Source organism: Streptomyces sp. RPT161 (genome assembly GCF_027533845.1).
In the GTDB taxonomy this organism is placed as follows: Bacteria; Actinomycetota; Actinomycetes; order Streptomycetales; family Streptomycetaceae; genus Streptantibioticus_A; species Streptantibioticus_A silvisoli_A.
In genome coordinates this window covers 23,741-39,426 of sequence record NZ_JAPZVN010000016.1, presented here as the reverse complement: position 1 = coordinate 39,426, position 15,686 = coordinate 23,741, and the positions used below count along the sequence as shown (strand labels likewise).

Below are 15,686 nucleotides of genomic sequence, written 5' to 3'. Positions count from 1 at the left end.
TGCCCTCAGCGGGAGTGGCCTGGGCATAGACCCTCGGAGCGGTTCACCGTGTGCGCGACGGCTAACCGGCGGCTGGCAGTAATGAGCCGCTCCAGCACCGCCTGGACCACCGGAGCGCCGGAGCAAGAACAATTGGATGAGGTGGAGCAGCACCGCCACAAGGGTGATCCACGTGTCGCGCGGTGTTCGTCGCCTGGCCTGAAGCGCTGGTCAGGGTGGCCTGAGCCGGGGGGATTTCCCGGGGACTTTTCGGGGACAATCCGCCAGGTAAGCAGGGAAGGCGCTGACAACGCTGAAAGACTCAAAGCCGCAGGTCAGGGCCTATCCGCCTAGCACTCGATGACGTTCACCGCGAGTCCTCCGCGGGCGGTCTCCTTGCACTTGACCTTCATGTCCGCCCCCGTGTCCTTGGTCGCGCGGGCGGCGGTGACCACCTTGACGGAGGCCATGTCGTTGCAACTACCGGCGTACAACGCGGACCGGGAACCTTCCAGCCAGGTCCGCTCCCACACGCGACCAGCATCCCGGCGAAGCCTGGCGAATGAGCCGGGGGTGCCTGAGAGGAGCGGTGGGCGATTGGAGCGGCCCATGCCCGGGTGTAAGGCCACCCGGCTGCGTAGGTCTCCAGACGTCGCACTCCGACATAGCAGAACATGGCGGCTGATCCAAGTCGGCCATCGCCCCAAGAATGAAGCTCAATCTGGGAATCCGCCCAGGTGCTCGCACCAATCATTGTGGAGTTGCGTATGGGGACGCAGTTCATGGACGTCAAACAGACGGCGGAGTACTTGAACATGTCCGTGCCGTGGGTGTACAGGGAGGCTCCGCAGCTGGGGTTGGTTCCCTACAAGTTTGGGCGAGGGCGCAATGCGAAGATTCAGTTCAAGGTCTCCGACGTCCAGGCGTGGGTCAAGCAGCGGACGGTCTCCGGGTAGGGCCCGAAAGCCTCGATGACGGCCTCCCGCTCCGGCCAGAGCGGGAGGCCGTGCGCGTTACGCGGCAAGACCGAGATCAAGTATCTTCGCGGCCTTGCCGATAGACCCGGGCATGAGGTGCCGGTAGATCTTGAAGGTGATGTCCAGGCTCTTGTGGCCCATCCACTCCGCGACGTCGGTGATCGGGATTCCGTTGGTAAGGCAGTTCGAGGCGAAGAAGTGGCGGAAGCCGTAGATGACCATGCCCTCGGGGATGTCGACCTCCCCGGCCTTCTTGATGCTCCTCCACTGATTCGAGATGTAGTACTCGGGGAACGTTTTGCTCGGGTCCTTTGGGTGACGGAGGAGGTACCCCTCGACGGTGCCGTATTTGTCTGCGTACCACTCGATGGTCTCCTTGACCCGAGCGGGGAGCGGCACGTCGCGGTACTCACCAGGTTTCCGGTGCTTCAGTCGTGCGTACTGCTTGGTGGTCTGGTTCACCTGCTCCGATATCCGGTAGGTGTCGTTAGCCACGATGTTGTTGGTGTTTACGGCGGCTGCCTCACCATTTCGCATGCCGCAGCCGCTCATGAGGTCAGTGATCAGCCGGAATGTGTCGTCGCCAGCGGTGCGTATCTCGCGGAGCTGTTCCTTGGAGGGGATGACCGCCTTGCTCGGGTCGTACTGGGGTGGCTTGACGCCTTCCAGCGGGTTCTCGGAGAAGATTCCCAGCCTGTGTGCGTCGAGGAGTATCGCCTTGAGCTGTTGAAAAGCGTTGGATTGGGTTGCCAGACCAGCTCCCTCCCGTTCCATGGCCTGGATGAAGCTGTCGACGACCTTGTGGTCGAAGCTGTTCATCCTGCGACTGGCAAGGGCGGGAAAGAGATGGTGCTCCAGTAGGGAGTCGAGGTGCCGCATCGACGCGGCGGCGAGGTGCCGCTGGCCTTCCCGCCACTGAGCGGTGTAGTCCTCGAAGCGCATTGCTCCGTACTTGCGGATGCGTTCTGCCTTGCTCTGGTTGTGCTGGGCCGCCTTCTTGGCGGCGTAGACCTCCGTAAGCCGGGCGATGGCCTTGTCCTGGGTCGTGAACCCAGACTCCTCGGTCTGCTTCCCGGCCGCGTTGCGGTACCTGATTTTGTAATCGTGGGGACACTTGGACCACCTCGAGCTGGGGTGCTCGCAGTCCTTGAAGAAGGTGCCCATCCCGCGGGCCAGGCTCTTGGTTGCCATGGTCTCGTCGAATCTCCGAACGCTGATGCTGACGGTTTGCTGACCGCCGATGGTTCGGTACACCCCTGAGCTGGGCAGAGCCGGGAAACTCGTGGTATGTGGTGGAACTTCGTCGGGCGCACCGGGGACGAGATCGCCGCCGCCCGCGAGGCCTGGATGACGGTGCCGGAGCGGGACTACGGCACGGTTCACGGCTACGCCGGTCCGCCGATCCCCGCCCCCACACTCCCTTCCGTGCCGCTCAAGCCACGGGGGCGGAGTCGCTGAGAGGCGCGGCGCCCGGGGTGTGGCGGCGCGCCGGAACGAGGGCCGCGTGCTCCCTGGTGGGTGAGGCTGCCACTGATGGGGCCGCGCCCCGCCGCCGTCCGCCGCCGTGGCTTTCGGGGCCGCGGCTGACGACCGCAGTCCCGCCGCCGCGGGCCTCGCGCCGCCGGTGAGGCGGCGGCCGCCCGTCCTCACCGCAAGAACCCAGTGATCCTCTTGCGCAGCCCTCCCGCGTCCAGCCCGTGCGCGGCGACGTGCTCCTGCCAGGTGCCATACCGGCGGAGCTCCTCGCGCGCGGTGCCCAGGCCCAGGACGCGGTGCGGCACATCGGCCAGCGCCTCGGCGACGTACGACACGGACGTGCCGGCCAGATACGGCTCCACCAGCACCACGTCCGCCGCCTCGGCGCTCCGCGCCTCCGCGCGCAGTGTGTGCGCGTCGAACGGCCGCACCGTGGAGGCGTACAACACGGTCACGTCCAGCCCCTCGACCGCCTCCAGTACGGCGTCCAGCATGAGCCCGACCGCCAGCACCACGCCTGACCGCCCCGCGCGCAGCAACCGGAGACGGCCGGGGGAGACCGGCAGCGGTTCAGGGTTGGACTGGTCGCTCAGCCGCAGGTAGACGCGGTTGTCACCGTCCGCGGCGGCATGCCGGAGCAGTGCCTCGGCCTCGTCCGGATGACCCGGTACGTGCACCGTCCAGCCGTCCAGCGTGTCGAGCAGCGCCACATCGCCGGGCGCCTGGTGGGTACGCCCGCCGGACGCGATGTCGTACGAGCCGCCCGAGCTCACCAGCACCGCCCCGACGCCCTGGTGACCGAGGTCGAGCTTGACCTGCTCGAAGGGTCGCTCGACCAGGAAGCTGGCGAAGGTGTGCGCGATGGGCCGCATCCCGGCGAGTGCCAGCCCACCGGTCACCCCCACCAGCAGCTGCTCGCGGATACCTACGTCGATCACCCGGTCGGGGTGGGCGCGGGCCGCGTCCTTGAACCGGTCGGCGGAGATGACCGCGAGGGCCAGTGCCAGCCGGGGGTCCTCGTCGAGAAGGCGGGTGGCGACGGCGGCGAATCGTTCACGCATGGTGTCCATAACTGATGTCCGATCAACAGGGTTTGCGGGCAGTGTGTTTGCTGGCAACGGGGTTTGCTGGCAACGGACGCGATCAGGCGTCCTTGGGCTCAACGCGGGCCACGACGGCGTGCGGTCGGCCGGGGTGCGGTGTGGTGAACGCCTCGTACAGCGCCTCGTGGTCGCGCCCGTCGACGGTGAGCGTCGACCAGCCTTCCGCCGCGAAGCGCGAAGCGAGCCCGCCGCGCCAGCCGTAGGTGGCCGAGGAGTTGTCGACGGCCACCACATGCAGCCCCTCCAGGCCCACCGCGCCCGCGAAGGCGACCGCCTCGTGGTTGCTGCCCTCGTCCATCTCGGCGTCACCGACCAGCACCCAGGTGCGGGGGTGGTACAGCCCCCGCGCCTTCAGCCCGAGCGCGGTGCCGACCGCGAGCGGCAGCCCGTGCCCGAGTGAACCGGACCCGATCTCGACGCCGGGGACGAGCGTCCGGTCCGGGTGGTACCCGAGCCGCGACTCGTACGCCCCGAAGCCCGGCAGCCATTCCTGCGGGATGTACCCCTTGGCGGCGAGCACGGCGTAGTAGGCCATCGGGCCGTGCCCCTTGGAGAGCAGGAAACGGTCCCGGTCGGGGGCGTCGGCGGTCTGCGGGGAGACCCGCAGCACCCGGTCGTAGAGCACCCACAGCACGTCGAGCGTGGAGGTGGCGGCCGGGCCGTGCTTCTCGTCACCGGTCATGAGCGACATCAGTCCGGAAAGATCCGCGAAGTCATGAACACTGCTGGTGGAAGTCATGCGATGAGCGTGCAACTTCAAGCTCGCTTGAAGTCAAGCGGCGCTCACCGGCTATCGTCGGCCTCATGTCGCCCAACGCCCACGACCGGCTGACCATCGGCGAACTCGCCGCCCGCAGCGGCCTGGCCACTTCGGCTCTGCGCTACTACGAGGAGCTGGGCCTGATCCACTCCGAGCGCACCGCGGGCGGCCAGCGCCGCTACAAGCGCGCCACCCTGCGCCGCGTCGCCTTCATCCGCGCCGCCCAGCAGGTCGGCCTCACCCTGGACGAGGCTCGCGCGGCCCTGGCGGAGCTGCCCGCCGAGCGCACCCCCAACGCCACCGAATGGGCCCAGGTCGCCCGCGCCTGGCAACGCCGCATCGACGCCCAGATCGCCGACCTGGAGCGGCTACGCACCCGCCTCACCGGCTGCATCGGCTGCGGCTGCCTGTCACTGACCAGGTGCCGCCTGTACAACCCCGCCGACACCGCCGCCCAGTCCGGCCCGGGCGCCCGCTACCTTCTGGAGGGGGCACCCCCCGAGCAGTCGTGACGCTGCGTGCTCATTTGACTACTTGCCCTGTCGGAACCCCGGGGTGTGAGCAGCCACCACCCGAAGTGCGGTATTGTTCTCGTGCGCGGTCAGCCGGGGGAAACCCCCAGCCGATCAAGCACCGGGACGTGGCGCAGCTTGGTAGCGCACTTGACTGGGGGTCAAGGGGTCGCAGGTTCAAATCCTGTCGTCCCGACTTGCGAAACCGCAGGTCGAAGGCCGTTTCCGTGAGTAACGGAAGCGGCCTTTGTCGTGTTTGCGGTGGGAGCGAACGGGGAGCCCTCTGGGAGCGCTCTTGCTCCCAGCCTCAAGTGGGGTCAATCGGGACCGATTTGTCCGTCGCCCGGTCGGGTTGATGTGGGACGCGGTACGGGGACGTTGCGCGCCGTCGTCAACCGGTGGGCGGCGAGGTCACCCGGGATGATGTTGATGTAGTGGGCATCGAGAGGCCTAAATGACCCTTGGCGGCTTCTGGCCGACCTTTGGCCAAGGGAGCGGGGGGCGATGCTCCCCATGGGCCGGGGCGGCGAGCTAGCTCGTGTGACCATGAGCCTCAATTCTCGCAGGTCAGCCCTCCTCGCCTACCCTCGATGCTGCGCTCGGCGTGCCGTAATGCCCAGGCAAAGCCCCTTGGCGCTCTCCTGCAGACGGGGCACTCCCAGAACCGGAACGCGGTGGGGCGCAGCTGCGTGCCGTACGACGCCCTTCGCTCGGCCATGGGACGCCCGATCGGGCGGACTCCGGGAATGGACATCGGGGCGTGCGCCCCTGTTCGTCGCAGGGGTGCATGGGCATGCGCGCTCACCTCTCGAGTAGTCCTTGTCGGCGATCATGCTCGGTCGCACTTGCCTCGGTGGCCCGACTCTCCGAGGGGTGGGGAAGTAGCTACCGCGCTCCGCGCATGCTGGCCTTCCAATGGCGTACGCGTCGTGGCATGGAAGAGAAGTGATTGTGCATCAGCTCTGCTGGCCGGGGGTTCATTCGGAGTTGGCCGCAGGCTCGAGTCCCGGGCGGGGTTCAACGCAGATGGGAACCGGAGCCACCCGCGGTTTTCAGGGTCGCAAGTAACCGTGGAGGCAACGGTGCCCCTCTGACGCGCCGTCCGTCGAGGGCCGCCCAGCGACGCGAACACGCCGCAGTACGTCCCCATACTGGACCACGCGCTGAGCACCGCTCTACAAGAGCGGTCCTGTATGCGCATCGGTGCTGCCGAAGCACCCGTCTGCTGAGTGGCGCTGTCTAGGGTCATCCGCCGGAGTCCGCGCATGTCCACCGTCGTTGATGTCAGCAATGGATGTCAGCAGACACGGCGACGCTCACTGTTCCGGCTTGACGGGCAGGCTGAAGTAGGCTTCGTCGCTGACCAACCCTGGCGGAAGTGCACGACTTACCGTGACGTACACCGGCCCGTGTTGAGTCTCGACTTTCCAGTTCGCCCACTGGTCCACCTCGTAGTCGCAAACTCGTTGCAGCAACTTCCAGAACGTTTGAAGCTCGCCGTCTGATAGGGCCCTTCCGCTTACGCCGCTCATGGCCAAAGCGTAGGCCCCGGGGGACTTCTTCTCGCCCTGGGTCTTGCCGGGGATCTCGGTGAGCTGGGTTTTCCCTGGTCAGGAGCGGTGGGCTCGTGCGCCTGGTGGTCGTCGTTGGTCGTCCTTGGCCACTGTCGAGCGGCCTCGGACGGCCCAGGGACGGCCCAGCTTCGGCGCGCTCAGCTGACGGCCAGCGCTCGATGCGCCCCGTCTGAACCTCAGCCGAGGACAGTCAGCCACGACGGCGAGAACGCCGACCGACCACGCACGCGTGTGCCTCGCTGCACCCCCGCCGGCCTCAAGTCACGTTGCCAATGCCGTCGACCAGAGCAAGCCGTGACGGCCTCCCCGTGACAACGATGCGGGGCCATCAGCTTGGGAAGCTGCGAGCTTTTGCAGCCGGTCCGGGCGCTGACCTGGGCGAACGGTGAGGGAGCGGCCCCCGTCGGACTCGGCTGCTTTCACCGTGGTTCCCCGCTGTTCCCCGCTCGTTCTGGTGCGCTTGTGGTGCATCCTGTCGAAGGCGTGGAGGCAGGAGTGCCCGTGCCTCGTGCCATGATCCTCGGGTGCTGGAGATCCCGGGATACGAAGGCGGCCCTTTGGTCGAGGGGAGCGCCTATCTGGACGAGCCCTTGTTCTGGCCGGTGCACCTCGGTTCTTGCTTGCGTGGCGAGGACGCGCAACGGGCTGCGTTCGGTGCCGACTGGGACGCGGCCATGGATCTCTACCGCGCACTGTCCGCCGAGCACGAGTGGCCGGTGTTCAACGTGCCCCTGCGTTCCGGCCACACCATCTACGTCGTCTACCGCAACTTCGACGGAGATCAAGGGGTGGACTACCTGATACATCACCCGGCTTGGCCCGCGGCGGAAACCCTCGCAGTGGACGACGGCCACTTCATGGGGCCCGGAACCGCCTGGCCGGAACTGCTGTCCGCTGCCCGACAGTCGACACCAGCGGGCATGGGCGATGCCCACGCTCGCCTCCTGCTGCTCTTCCCGACACTCGGTGACGCGCGGCTCCCCGACGACGCGGCTGCTCCCCTCACTGCCGCGCTTGCCGCTCTCACCTTGATCGAAGAGCCCGCCGAAGTAGCGGGGATGCTCCTGGAGAACCAGGGCCAGTGGGAGCCTGCCTACTGGAGGCTGGCGGATGCCGTCTGGATCAACGACGGCGGGCACTCCTACCGAAACCCCTGCAACACCTTCGCTCTGCCGGAGGAGCGCCTGCGGGAGATCAGCAACGCTTTGACCTCATTGACGCCATAGCGGGCTACCGTTCTACTGTGACCGGCTCAACGGAGCGCCCCATTCTCTTCCTCGACGTCGACGGGCCACTCATCCCGTTCGGGCCGTCAGCTGGGCAGCCCCGAGGAGCCGCGGCCCCTACTTCCAGTTCCGATCTGTCCTGCGTTTCGGGGAACCCGCTGCTGGAGCGCCTCGACCCCGCTGTTGGGCCGCGCCTGATGGCGCTGGGCTGCGAGTTGGTGTGGGCCTCCACCTGGATGGACGATGCGAACGAGGCTGTCGCTCCGCGCATCGGGCTGCCGCGGCTGCCTGTGGTCAAGTGGCCAGAAGTGCTTACCGATGAGGGGCCGCGCGGCTTGCACTGGAAGACTCGCCATCTTGTCGCGTGGGCCGGCCACCGCTCGTTCATCTGGGTCGACGACGAGATCAGTGCTATGGACCGCCTCTGGGTTTCTGCCCAGCACGAAGGGCAGTCGCTGCTACACCGTGTCGACCCGGTCGCAGCCCTTACTGACGACGATTTCGCCGAGCTCGTCCGCTGGCTCCGCTCCACCACCCGCAGCCGCTCCTGAGCACCGCTTTAGGAGTTCGGTCCACATGCTGGCTCCGCGCCGCCCGGACCGCTGCCGCCGGTGAGGGAACGTCCGCCCTCGTGCGCTCTTGTCTGCCGCTGTTCACTGTCGTTGATGTCACCGGTGGATGTCATGCGAGAAGGCAGCTTCGCCATCGCACGAGGCAGCGGTTAGGGAGCCGCAAGATCCTCAAGGACATCGCGTGCCAAGCTGCGAAACCTTTGCAGCGACACCGAGAAGGCCTCATGAGCCCACTCGAACTGATCTTGGTCTGGGCCTCCAGTGAAGCCGGCTTGCCGGGCGTCGATGGCCAACTTTCGAGCGAGCTCCTCTAGCTCACCCGCACGCGCGAACACTTCGACGACCACATCGACCAACTGCTCAGGACCCTCTAGCTCAACAACCTGGGACGCATCTGTGAGCTGAGCCTTCGCCTCGGACACAGTGGCAGCGTGCTCAACGAGTGTTACGGATGCTCCACTCTGTAGAGCGGCCCTGAGCTGAGCACATCCCCGCGACACCGCCCTTGCAGCAGTCAGAAAGTCCATGTAGGCGGCGCGACGGACCTGGCACCTCCACTGCTGGTGCGAGGCACGAGCCTGCGCTCGGGTCTGCCAGCGCAGTCCCCGGGTGGTTATCACTGCTGTCGCGGTTGCTCCGCCAACCCCGACCAGTCCGCCGAGCACGGCAGCCGTCCCTTGGTCCATGCTCCTCATTCTTGGCGGAGCCGGGCGCCCCTCTGCATGAAACCCAAGCATCCGTAGGCAATTTGACGGCCACCGAGCTGACAACGACCGTCTGATCCGTAGCTCTATGCGGATCGGTCGCAGAGGGGCAGAGCGGCCCTTGCTGGGTCGTACAAGGGCGCTACTGGTGTGGGGGGTTGCTGTGGTTGCGCTATTTCGCTGCTGTACCGCAGGATCTCGGCGGGGTGCCTGTGGAACGGCATCTGTTGATGCACTTGCTGGTCGGTGACAACGACGACGTGTCCGTGGCTGCCTTTGCTGCCCTCTGCGGTGGCGCTACCCACAATATGTCGGATTGGACGGTTTCCGCATAGAGATCACTGAGCGGTTTCGAATGGCCCAGAGATGGCTCCACTCAGCCCATCGCGTTCCGGCCACGGTTGTCAGATCAGTTGTCGTTCTGGTTTCAGCGCGGTAGGTTGACAAGCATGGGGAATCGCGAGATTTATCCAAGTCCACCGCTGGTTCTGACCATCGTCGAGCTACGTCACACAGCCACACCCGCCCTGACGGACTCTGATCAGGCGTCGTTGAAGGCTGTGCTCGCGGAGAGGTTTCCGCTGTTCAGGCCCATCGACAGGATGGTCAACTTCTCTATGACGCCTGCGGGCATCGCGCCGCAGCAGACAACCGATCCCAGGTACATGACCCGCGACAATACGGCTTCTATCACGTATAGGCCGGATGCCATCGTCGTGGAGACCACTCGCTACCACAGGCGTAGCAGCCTGCGTGAGCTCGTGCATCTGGCGGTAGCCGCACGCCAGAAGGTAGCGCCAGCCGACGGCATCACACGGCTTGGGGTTCGCTACATCAACGAGATCCGCGTAGGCATCGAGCGCCCCACAGACTGGGCGGCATGGATTGCCCCGGCCCTCACCAGCATCTCCGCTCTTCAGGCAGGAACCGACGTGCAGGCGCAGTCCTGGCAGGGGCTGGCAGTCTTCGGTGATCAAGACTGTGGAGTGGCGCTCCGGCACGGAAACCTGGAGGGCTACGCGGTCGACCCGAGTGGTGATCTCCGGCGCAGTGCTACACCCCCACCCGGCCCCTTCTACCTGCTGGACCTGGACAGCTACTGGAGCCCAGCCGCTGAGACACCCCCGGTCGACTGGAGCGACATCGAACGCCGCTACGACGCTGTCGCACTAAGTGCTTACGAGCTCTTTGAGCAGCTCGTCACCAAGGACTGCCGGGAGGTTCTACGCCGTGACCAGTAACATCGCCCGCCTCGTACCGTCTACCACCGGCACGACAGCCAGCCTCGTGGAACCGCTGGAGCCGGTGTCCACCTCAGCCAGCCAACTCGGCGAGCTGGCGGAAGCCGCAGGCTCGCTGCGCTACCAGACCAAGAAGGCCGCCGAGACCACCACCGAACTGCACAAGAACCTCCTATTCCATGACTGGCAGCTGCGCACGAATCAGCGCGGGAGGCTAGCGCCGAAGACCCTGCTGGAGCAGATCGCTGACCTCGGCTTCGCCTGGCGCGACGTCGCCCGCATGATCGGTGTCAGCGTGCCCGCTGTGCAGAAGTGGCGCCGGGCGGGAGGAGTCACTGGCGAGAACCGCCGACGACTCGCGAGCCTCTTGGCCATGTGCGACTTGATCATGGAAAAGTACATGATCCAGGAGGCCGCCTCATGGTTCGAGATGCCGATCTCCGCAAGCGCTCCCGTGACCCCCATCGACCTTTATTCTGACGGTCACCCAGACCTAGTCCTGGAACACGCTAACGGTCACAGCGACGCCGAGCAGATCCTTACCGCCTACGACCCTGAGTGGCGCGAACAATACCGCTCCTCCTTCGAGGTTTACCTAGACCACGACGGCGAGATGTCTATCCGTCCCAAGGACGCGTGATTCGTGCCGATAGAAATGGAGAAGCCGCGGGACCCAGCAGAGTTGTATCGCGCCCTGGGCGAGGACGTGAACCCCGCCCGCCCCATTCTGACCGGGGATGTGTTCGAGAACGTCGCGGTCATCGACACGGACGGAAGCTCGACCGTCGAGACCGTCATGGTCCTGGACCACCCCTGTTCACTCCGCGGCGAGGACGGCGTCAACCTGGCGGCCAGACTCGTCGTCGCCCAGGTACGTCGCACCCAGCCTGGAAGTTGGAGGACCGGCCACTACAACCGCATGTTCCTTCCAGCTCCATTCCCCGGGGCTGATGGCAAGGCGAACCCCTGCGCGGCCTTCTTTGACTCCTGCTTCCAGGTCTCCCCCAGCCAGCTCGAAGCCGGTACACGGATAGCATGCCTAACCCCTGCCGGTATCAACCTGATGCTGCAGCGCAGGGTCAAGCACTTCAGTCGCGTCACGGTTGAGACCCACAAGTTCAACGAGGCCAACCTCGGAGTTTACGAGGAGGCAGACCTGATTGAGGACTGGTGCCTCGAACGAGAAGACCGGGATGTCAAGAGCGAGGAGGCCTTCGCTGAATGCATTGCCTGGCTACGTGAGGATCTCGGCGGACGCACGCGTCAAGGTCTCCTTAAGGACTCGCAGCAGCGGAGCACTGTGCGCAAGCAGATGACGGATTATCTCAGACAGTTGCGCGCTGAAAGCAGGAACTGACGCTCTCGCTCCGAAGCCCGCCGCGCTCAGCCGGGATGGGGCCTCGGAGCGTTTGTGCGCACCCTGCGCAATTGCCAATCTGAGTCAGAGTCATCTGGGCTTGCCGACTGCGACGCATGAACAGCCAGCCAGCGCCCAACAATCATGCCCTGGCGCTGGCGAACGGCTCCGCACACACTGGGAAGTTGACGGCCTACCGGTGCGCCAGCACCAGGAAGAGCACTGGTCGGGCGGTCCACTCGATGCGGTGCAGGCGTGGGTGAGATCAAGGCTCAGGTTTCCGGGTTCATACCGGATAGCCTGGGCCTTCGTCGTAGTTGTCAGTCGGTGGGCACAGACGGATTCGAACCGCCGACATCTGCTTTGTAAGAGAGGCAGGGGCGCATGGCTGCTGAGCTGGGGGTTCGTCACCTGGGCGAACGTCGGGGGGTGTTGGAGTGGTTCTCCGGTGTTGACCGTGGTTGACCGCTGGATCTGGCGCGGTAGTGGCATGCGCCGGGCAGAGGCCCTGCGCTCGTCCCCCACCGCCGTACGAGTCGCGGCCGGGTGATGGCAGGTCTGTTCGGTGCTGCCCCGCCACGACCTCAGCCGACGAAAGTCAGCCACGACGGCGGGTGCGAAGTCCGGCCGGGCGCGCGTATGCCTGGCGTCGGCCGCAACCTAGGACAAGGGACGTCGGCGCTGCTACCCAGCAGCCAGGGAGCCAGCCTTGCGACGCTTCCACCACGGCAACAGGTAAAAGTTGAAGATCGCCGCCCACTCGGCAGCGGCCGCGAACGAGACTGTACTGGTGATGATCTGTGCTTGACGGGAACTGCGGGCCTGGGCGGCAAGAAGGTTCTGCACCTGCGCCGGTGTCGCCCCACCAGTATTCGGAACGGTAATCGGGCTTACATGAGCCGCCGAAGCGGCTCGTCGAACACGCACCAATGACGTCAGGGTTGTCATTTCGAGTATATCGGCATGAACCCTCTGAATCGTCTGGGTGTAACCAGACGATGGTCCTGACTGCCGGTCAAGGCCGAGCACACGCTCAGCCCATGCGGCCGTTCCCGCTGCGGTGGGGGCGCAGACCAGCAGACACGCGATAGAGACACGCTTCGCTAATTGCCCGGCCATCCACCGTCGGATAGATCGAGACCTAGGCATCAAGTACGCATACTTCACGCGGCGAACCTATGGCGAGCACCGGGAAGCAGGCACCCACTGTTACATCACAGTAGCAAAAAGTGATCATAAAGTTACGCCTGTGCCTTGCGGTATCGGCTGCCAGCCTCAGCCACTGTGCCAGGTAGTTGCCGTCGACGAGAGCAACCCACCACAGCCGACCCGTGGTTACGCCCACAGCGACTTCTGATCCGTAGCTCTAGAGAGAGAACGGTTGATTGGGGTCATACACGTCGCGATTGGGTCGCTGGCGGGTGCCAGGAGTCGGGGTCGGTTGCTGGGGTTGCTGTGCTTCACTGGTACAGCGCTTGGAGGAGCCATGACCGAACTGCCGGCGAGGGTGGACCGCGACATCCTGGGTCACCGGATCCTGTTCGCGCTAAGAACGATCCGCGACACCTTGGACTGCTCGATCCCCGAGGCGATCGACATCTTCGCTGCCCGGTACGAGGAACTGCGCCGTGACCGAACCGACGACTTCGCTGTCGGTCCTGAGGAGTACGGCCAGGGTTTCTACTCGTGAGCACAAGCTGATCACAGCGCCGAATGAACCTGGCCGGCGAGCTGAGCGGGTGGAGTGACCACCTGTCGGGTTCGAACCGCGCCCCCTGCCTTACAAGCTCGCTCATCCGTTCGGCGTACCTACCTGCTTGGTCTGCTCCGGCATACGCAACCTCTCGGACCCTCCTTCGGTGCCCCTGGGGCCCCCGGCACGTTGCCCTTGCATAGTGCCGTCAGGTCGTAGTCGTTCTAAGGGCTGAATCAGCAGAGCAATCAGGCCGATGTTTCAGCCCTTGTTGAGCTCGGTCTCGGCTACCTCATCAGTTGCCGCGGGCCACCGGCTTTCTGGGGCAGTGGGTCACCTGGGACAGGCAGAGCCGGTGCCCAATCTTGGGCACGATGGGCGGCGGTCGTGCTCCGAGCCGCGTTCCTGAGGAGTAAGGAAACCCCGCCAGCAGCTGGCTGAGCGCTCACCTGCGCTACGACGCGGAAGGCCCGGCGATCTGCTGGGCACACCGGGCCAGGTCGGCGTAGATCCCCGTGCTGGGGAACGGCTTTGGGATATTGCCGCTCTTCTCCAAGAAGAGTTGATCGATGAACGCTCGGTCGAGCGGCTCCTCCACGAGGCTGAGTTCGTTCTTGAGGATCGGCGCGATGCCGTCGGGCAGCAACCGGAGCAGGACCTGTAGTCGGCCGGCCGCTTCCGATGCCTCAGGCTGGCCCTTGTTTGCCTCCCACCGGGCATACTGCTCGGCTACTGATTCGAGGGTGCGCAACCGGTACTCCTTCACCCGCTGGGCTTCGACACGGCGTTGCTCGTTGGCCAGTTGCTCTTCAGCGCGGGCGATGTCGGCTTGATACCGCTCGCGCTCCTCCTGGAACTTTGCTGCGGCCTCAACCCGCTGCGTCTCGAAGCGGTCACGTTCCTCTTGGACCCTGGCGTCCGCGTCCGCCCGCGTCCTCTCAAGCTCGGTGGCCGCTCGCTTGCGCTCCTGGACGGACAGAACGATGGTGGTGATCAGGGCTGCAACGGCCACGACGGCGGTGGCGACGGTGCCGACAGCGGTGGCGATGTCGACACCGTTCGGGCTGTGGTTGGTGGCGGCCGGCACAGGCTGCGCGGCGGCGAGGAGCAGAGTTATCACGGCGAGGAGCGTAGGCCAACCCACGGACTGCTGAGTTAAGTTGGCTGAGCTGCCGACTCCTAGCTACTTGCCCCTGAAAAAGTCTGGGATGGCGTTGGGTTGACCTTTAGGGAGAGCTGGTGAGGGCTGTCTGTTGATCGCGACAGTGGAGGTGGGTCGTTGTGGCCGGGGGCGGTGGCGGTGTTGCGTGTCGCGGCAGTGCAGGACAGGAGCGGTCGACGGACCTGCCCTTGCCGCTGGGCGATAGCCAAGGGCACATCCCCCGACCTGCTCCGGGCTCAGCCCGTGAGTATCAGTCAGGTTTTCCTGGATATAGGAGTGCTGGTTGTCGGAGAATGATGCGACCATCGAGCTATGAACGCTAATCGGGTCATCACCCCGATGGTCGTGGATGGTACGCTCGCCCGCATTCGTGAGCTGGCTCCCGAGACGGCGAGCCCTGTTCACAAGCAGCACCTGATCTCCTCTGTCCTGCTGGAGCGCTTCACCGAGTCGAGCCCCGGAGGCCCGGCGCTCTACCCCTTCGACGTGAACTGGCCCGACAGGAGGCACACCCTCAAGGGCGTCAACGGCGTTGGCTGGATGAAGGACTTCGTCCCTTACGCTTCGGGCTCGCTGGAGCAGTTGTGGAACGATACCGAGCAGCACCTGCCAGCCGTGTTCACGGCCGTCGACGCCGGAACCGCGCTGGACGACCCGGCTCACGTCGCGGTGCTGCGTGACTTGCTGGCACTTCATCTCACGCGCTCGCGCACCTACCGGGATCTGCACGTCCAGTCGTTCATCCGCGCGTACCTGTGGACGCTGGCCAGGCTCACCGGGGAGCGACGTGAGGAGTTGCGGGGCGCGGTGCTGCGCGAACGCGGGCTGCATGTGGTGGGGCCCAGCGGCATCGAGTACTTCGCCCATCGCTACCTGGAACCGTCCGTCGAGCTGTTCGGGTCCTGGGCCCTGCTCCGGGCCCGTATCGAGGAGATCTACGCCATGGCCCGGCGCCAGGTCGCCAACGCCGGCCTCCAGATCGTCACGCCGCAGGACGACAGCGAGTTCCTGATCGGCGACACGCCCGCCTTCACTCGCGGAACCGGACCCCAGGGCCGGACCATCCGAGTAGCACTCGGGGACGCCATTACGGCAGTCTTGCCCCTCGGACCCTGGCACCTGCTGGCACTTTCGCCAAGCAACGAAACACTCACCGTCCCCTGGCCGGTGGTCATGGAGATCAACACCCTCCAGGTACTCACCGCCCACGACCGCGTCTTCCTACGCCCCAGCAGCGGGCTCCAGGAACTGGTGCGCAACATCTGTCACCGCAAACGGGAACTCGACCAACTCTCAGCCGGGCGGCAGCCCGCATAGGCGGCCCAGGAGTCCTCTCGCGTAGGCAGATAC

At 65.6% G+C, this 15,686-nt stretch carries 16 protein-coding genes, 1 tRNA gene and 1 pseudogene; 11 read left to right on the top strand and 7 right to left on the bottom strand.

Features of this window, described 5'->3' with window-relative positions; genetic code table 11:
• The first annotated feature begins 746 nt into the window (after window positions 1-746).
• Complete coding sequence (locus O5O46_RS25850; RefSeq protein WP_269857977.1) at window positions 747-935, top strand: helix-turn-helix transcriptional regulator; 189 nt, start codon at window positions 747-749, stop codon at window positions 933-935.
• A gap of 57 nt (window positions 936-992) precedes the next feature.
• Here the strand turns inward: O5O46_RS25850 and O5O46_RS25845 are convergent, their stop codons facing one another.
• On the bottom strand, window positions 993-2,147 hold the full coding sequence (locus O5O46_RS25845; RefSeq protein WP_269857976.1) for a tyrosine-type recombinase/integrase: 1,155 nt from the start codon (window positions 2,145-2,147) through the stop codon (window positions 993-995).
• Window positions 2,148-2,243: 96 nt separating this feature from the next.
• Here O5O46_RS25845 and O5O46_RS25840 point away from each other — a divergent pair.
• Window positions 2,244-2,414 (top strand): annotated as a pseudogene (locus O5O46_RS25840) (pirin family protein); the annotation flags it as partial.
• A 188-nt stretch (window positions 2,415-2,602) separates the two neighbouring features.
• Here O5O46_RS25840 and O5O46_RS25835 read toward each other — a convergent pair.
• Both O5O46_RS25835 and O5O46_RS25830 read right to left on the bottom strand, forming a co-directional pair.
• Window positions 2,603-3,502: a transketolase family protein gene (locus tag O5O46_RS25835; RefSeq protein WP_269857975.1), complete on the bottom strand. Its 900-nt coding sequence runs from the start codon at window positions 3,500-3,502 to the stop codon at window positions 2,603-2,605.
• Between the two features lie 73 nt (window positions 3,503-3,575).
• The gene (locus O5O46_RS25830; protein WP_269857974.1) at window positions 3,576-4,274 is read right to left on the bottom strand and encodes a transketolase; all 699 of its coding nucleotides are present in this window, start codon (window positions 4,272-4,274) and stop codon (window positions 3,576-3,578) included.
• Window positions 4,275-4,339: 65 nt separating this feature from the next.
• Here O5O46_RS25830 and soxR point away from each other — a divergent pair, with 65 nt between their 5' ends.
• Both soxR and O5O46_RS25820 read left to right on the top strand, forming a co-directional pair.
• Window positions 4,340-4,807, top strand: coding sequence for a redox-sensitive transcriptional activator SoxR (soxR, locus tag O5O46_RS25825; RefSeq protein ID WP_269857973.1), 468 nt, complete (start codon window positions 4,340-4,342; stop codon window positions 4,805-4,807).
• Window positions 4,808-4,929: 122 nt separating this feature from the next.
• Window positions 4,930-5,003 (top strand) — tRNA-Pro (locus O5O46_RS25820).
• A gap of 1,120 nt (window positions 5,004-6,123) precedes the next feature.
• On the opposite strand, the gene O5O46_RS25815 is transcribed toward O5O46_RS25820, so the two are convergent.
• The gene (locus O5O46_RS25815) at window positions 6,124-6,339 is read right to left on the bottom strand and encodes a hypothetical protein (RefSeq protein WP_269857972.1); all 216 of its coding nucleotides are present in this window, start codon (window positions 6,337-6,339) and stop codon (window positions 6,124-6,126) included.
• 566 nt (window positions 6,340-6,905) lie between these two features.
• Between O5O46_RS25815 and O5O46_RS25810 the strand changes: the two genes are divergently transcribed.
• Both O5O46_RS25810 and O5O46_RS25805 read left to right on the top strand, forming a co-directional pair.
• A complete protein-coding gene (locus O5O46_RS25810) occupies window positions 6,906-7,607 on the top strand; it encodes a hypothetical protein (protein ID WP_269857971.1) in 702 nt (233 codons plus the stop codon).
• A 17-nt stretch (window positions 7,608-7,624) separates the two neighbouring features.
• Window positions 7,625-8,158, top strand: a complete 534-nt coding sequence (locus O5O46_RS25805; RefSeq protein ID WP_269857970.1) for an HAD domain-containing protein — start codon at window positions 7,625-7,627, stop codon at window positions 8,156-8,158.
• Between the two features lie 170 nt (window positions 8,159-8,328).
• On the opposite strand, the gene O5O46_RS25800 is transcribed toward O5O46_RS25805, so the two are convergent.
• Window positions 8,329-8,601, bottom strand: coding sequence for a hypothetical protein (locus O5O46_RS25800; protein WP_269857969.1), 273 nt, complete (start codon window positions 8,599-8,601; stop codon window positions 8,329-8,331).
• A gap of 731 nt (window positions 8,602-9,332) precedes the next feature.
• Here O5O46_RS25800 and O5O46_RS25795 point away from each other — a divergent pair.
• From O5O46_RS25795 to O5O46_RS25785, 3 genes are read left to right on the top strand one after another with little or no spacing between them, the layout of a single operon-like run.
• Entirely contained in the window at window positions 9,333-10,124 is a 792-nt protein-coding gene (locus O5O46_RS25795) for a TIGR04255 family protein (protein ID WP_269857968.1), read from the top strand.
• The gene (locus O5O46_RS25790; RefSeq protein WP_269857967.1) at window positions 10,114-10,764 is read left to right on the top strand and encodes a hypothetical protein; all 651 of its coding nucleotides are present in this window, start codon (window positions 10,114-10,116) and stop codon (window positions 10,762-10,764) included. The genes O5O46_RS25795 and O5O46_RS25790 overlap by 11 nt, the downstream gene beginning before the upstream one ends.
• Before the next feature lie 3 nt (window positions 10,765-10,767).
• Complete coding sequence (locus tag O5O46_RS25785) at window positions 10,768-11,481, top strand: hypothetical protein (protein ID WP_269857966.1); 714 nt, start codon at window positions 10,768-10,770, stop codon at window positions 11,479-11,481.
• Between the two features lie 684 nt (window positions 11,482-12,165).
• On the opposite strand, the gene O5O46_RS25780 is transcribed toward O5O46_RS25785, so the two are convergent.
• On the bottom strand, window positions 12,166-12,429 hold the full coding sequence (locus O5O46_RS25780) for a hypothetical protein (RefSeq protein WP_269857965.1): 264 nt from the start codon (window positions 12,427-12,429) through the stop codon (window positions 12,166-12,168).
• 538 nt (window positions 12,430-12,967) lie between these two features.
• Here O5O46_RS25780 and O5O46_RS25775 point away from each other — a divergent pair.
• Window positions 12,968-13,171, top strand: a complete 204-nt coding sequence (locus O5O46_RS25775; RefSeq protein WP_269857964.1) for a hypothetical protein — start codon at window positions 12,968-12,970, stop codon at window positions 13,169-13,171.
• Window positions 13,172-13,628: 457 nt separating this feature from the next.
• On the opposite strand, the gene O5O46_RS25770 is transcribed toward O5O46_RS25775, so the two are convergent.
• Complete coding sequence (locus O5O46_RS25770) at window positions 13,629-14,294, bottom strand: hypothetical protein (RefSeq protein WP_269857963.1); 666 nt, start codon at window positions 14,292-14,294, stop codon at window positions 13,629-13,631.
• A gap of 354 nt (window positions 14,295-14,648) precedes the next feature.
• Between O5O46_RS25770 and O5O46_RS25765 the strand changes: the two genes are divergently transcribed.
• Window positions 14,649-15,653, top strand: coding sequence for a DUF4238 domain-containing protein (locus O5O46_RS25765; RefSeq protein WP_269857962.1), 1,005 nt, complete (start codon window positions 14,649-14,651; stop codon window positions 15,651-15,653).
• Window positions 15,654-15,686: the final 33 nt, after the last annotated feature.

Coding starts and splice junctions, on each gene's coding strand:
- O5O46_RS25850 (WP_269857977.1), top strand. CDS start 747: ATGGGGACGCAGTTCATGGACGTCAAACAGACGGCGGAGTACTTGAAC.
- O5O46_RS25845 (WP_269857976.1), bottom strand. CDS start 2,147: ATGGCAACCAAGAGCCTGGCCCGCGGGATGGGCACCTTCTTCAAGGAC.
- O5O46_RS25835 (WP_269857975.1), bottom strand. CDS start 3,502: ATGGACACCATGCGTGAACGATTCGCCGCCGTCGCCACCCGCCTTCTC.
- O5O46_RS25830 (WP_269857974.1), bottom strand. CDS start 4,274: ATGACTTCCACCAGCAGTGTTCATGACTTCGCGGATCTTTCCGGACTG.
- soxR (WP_269857973.1), top strand. CDS start 4,340: ATGTCGCCCAACGCCCACGACCGGCTGACCATCGGCGAACTCGCCGCC.
- O5O46_RS25815 (WP_269857972.1), bottom strand. CDS start 6,339: ATGAGCGGCGTAAGCGGAAGGGCCCTATCAGACGGCGAGCTTCAAACG.
- O5O46_RS25795 (WP_269857968.1), top strand. CDS start 9,333: ATGGGGAATCGCGAGATTTATCCAAGTCCACCGCTGGTTCTGACCATC.
- O5O46_RS25780 (WP_269857965.1), bottom strand. CDS start 12,429: ATGACAACCCTGACGTCATTGGTGCGTGTTCGACGAGCCGCTTCGGCG.
- O5O46_RS25775 (WP_269857964.1), top strand. CDS start 12,968: ATGACCGAACTGCCGGCGAGGGTGGACCGCGACATCCTGGGTCACCGG.
- O5O46_RS25765 (WP_269857962.1), top strand. CDS start 14,649: ATGAACGCTAATCGGGTCATCACCCCGATGGTCGTGGATGGTACGCTC.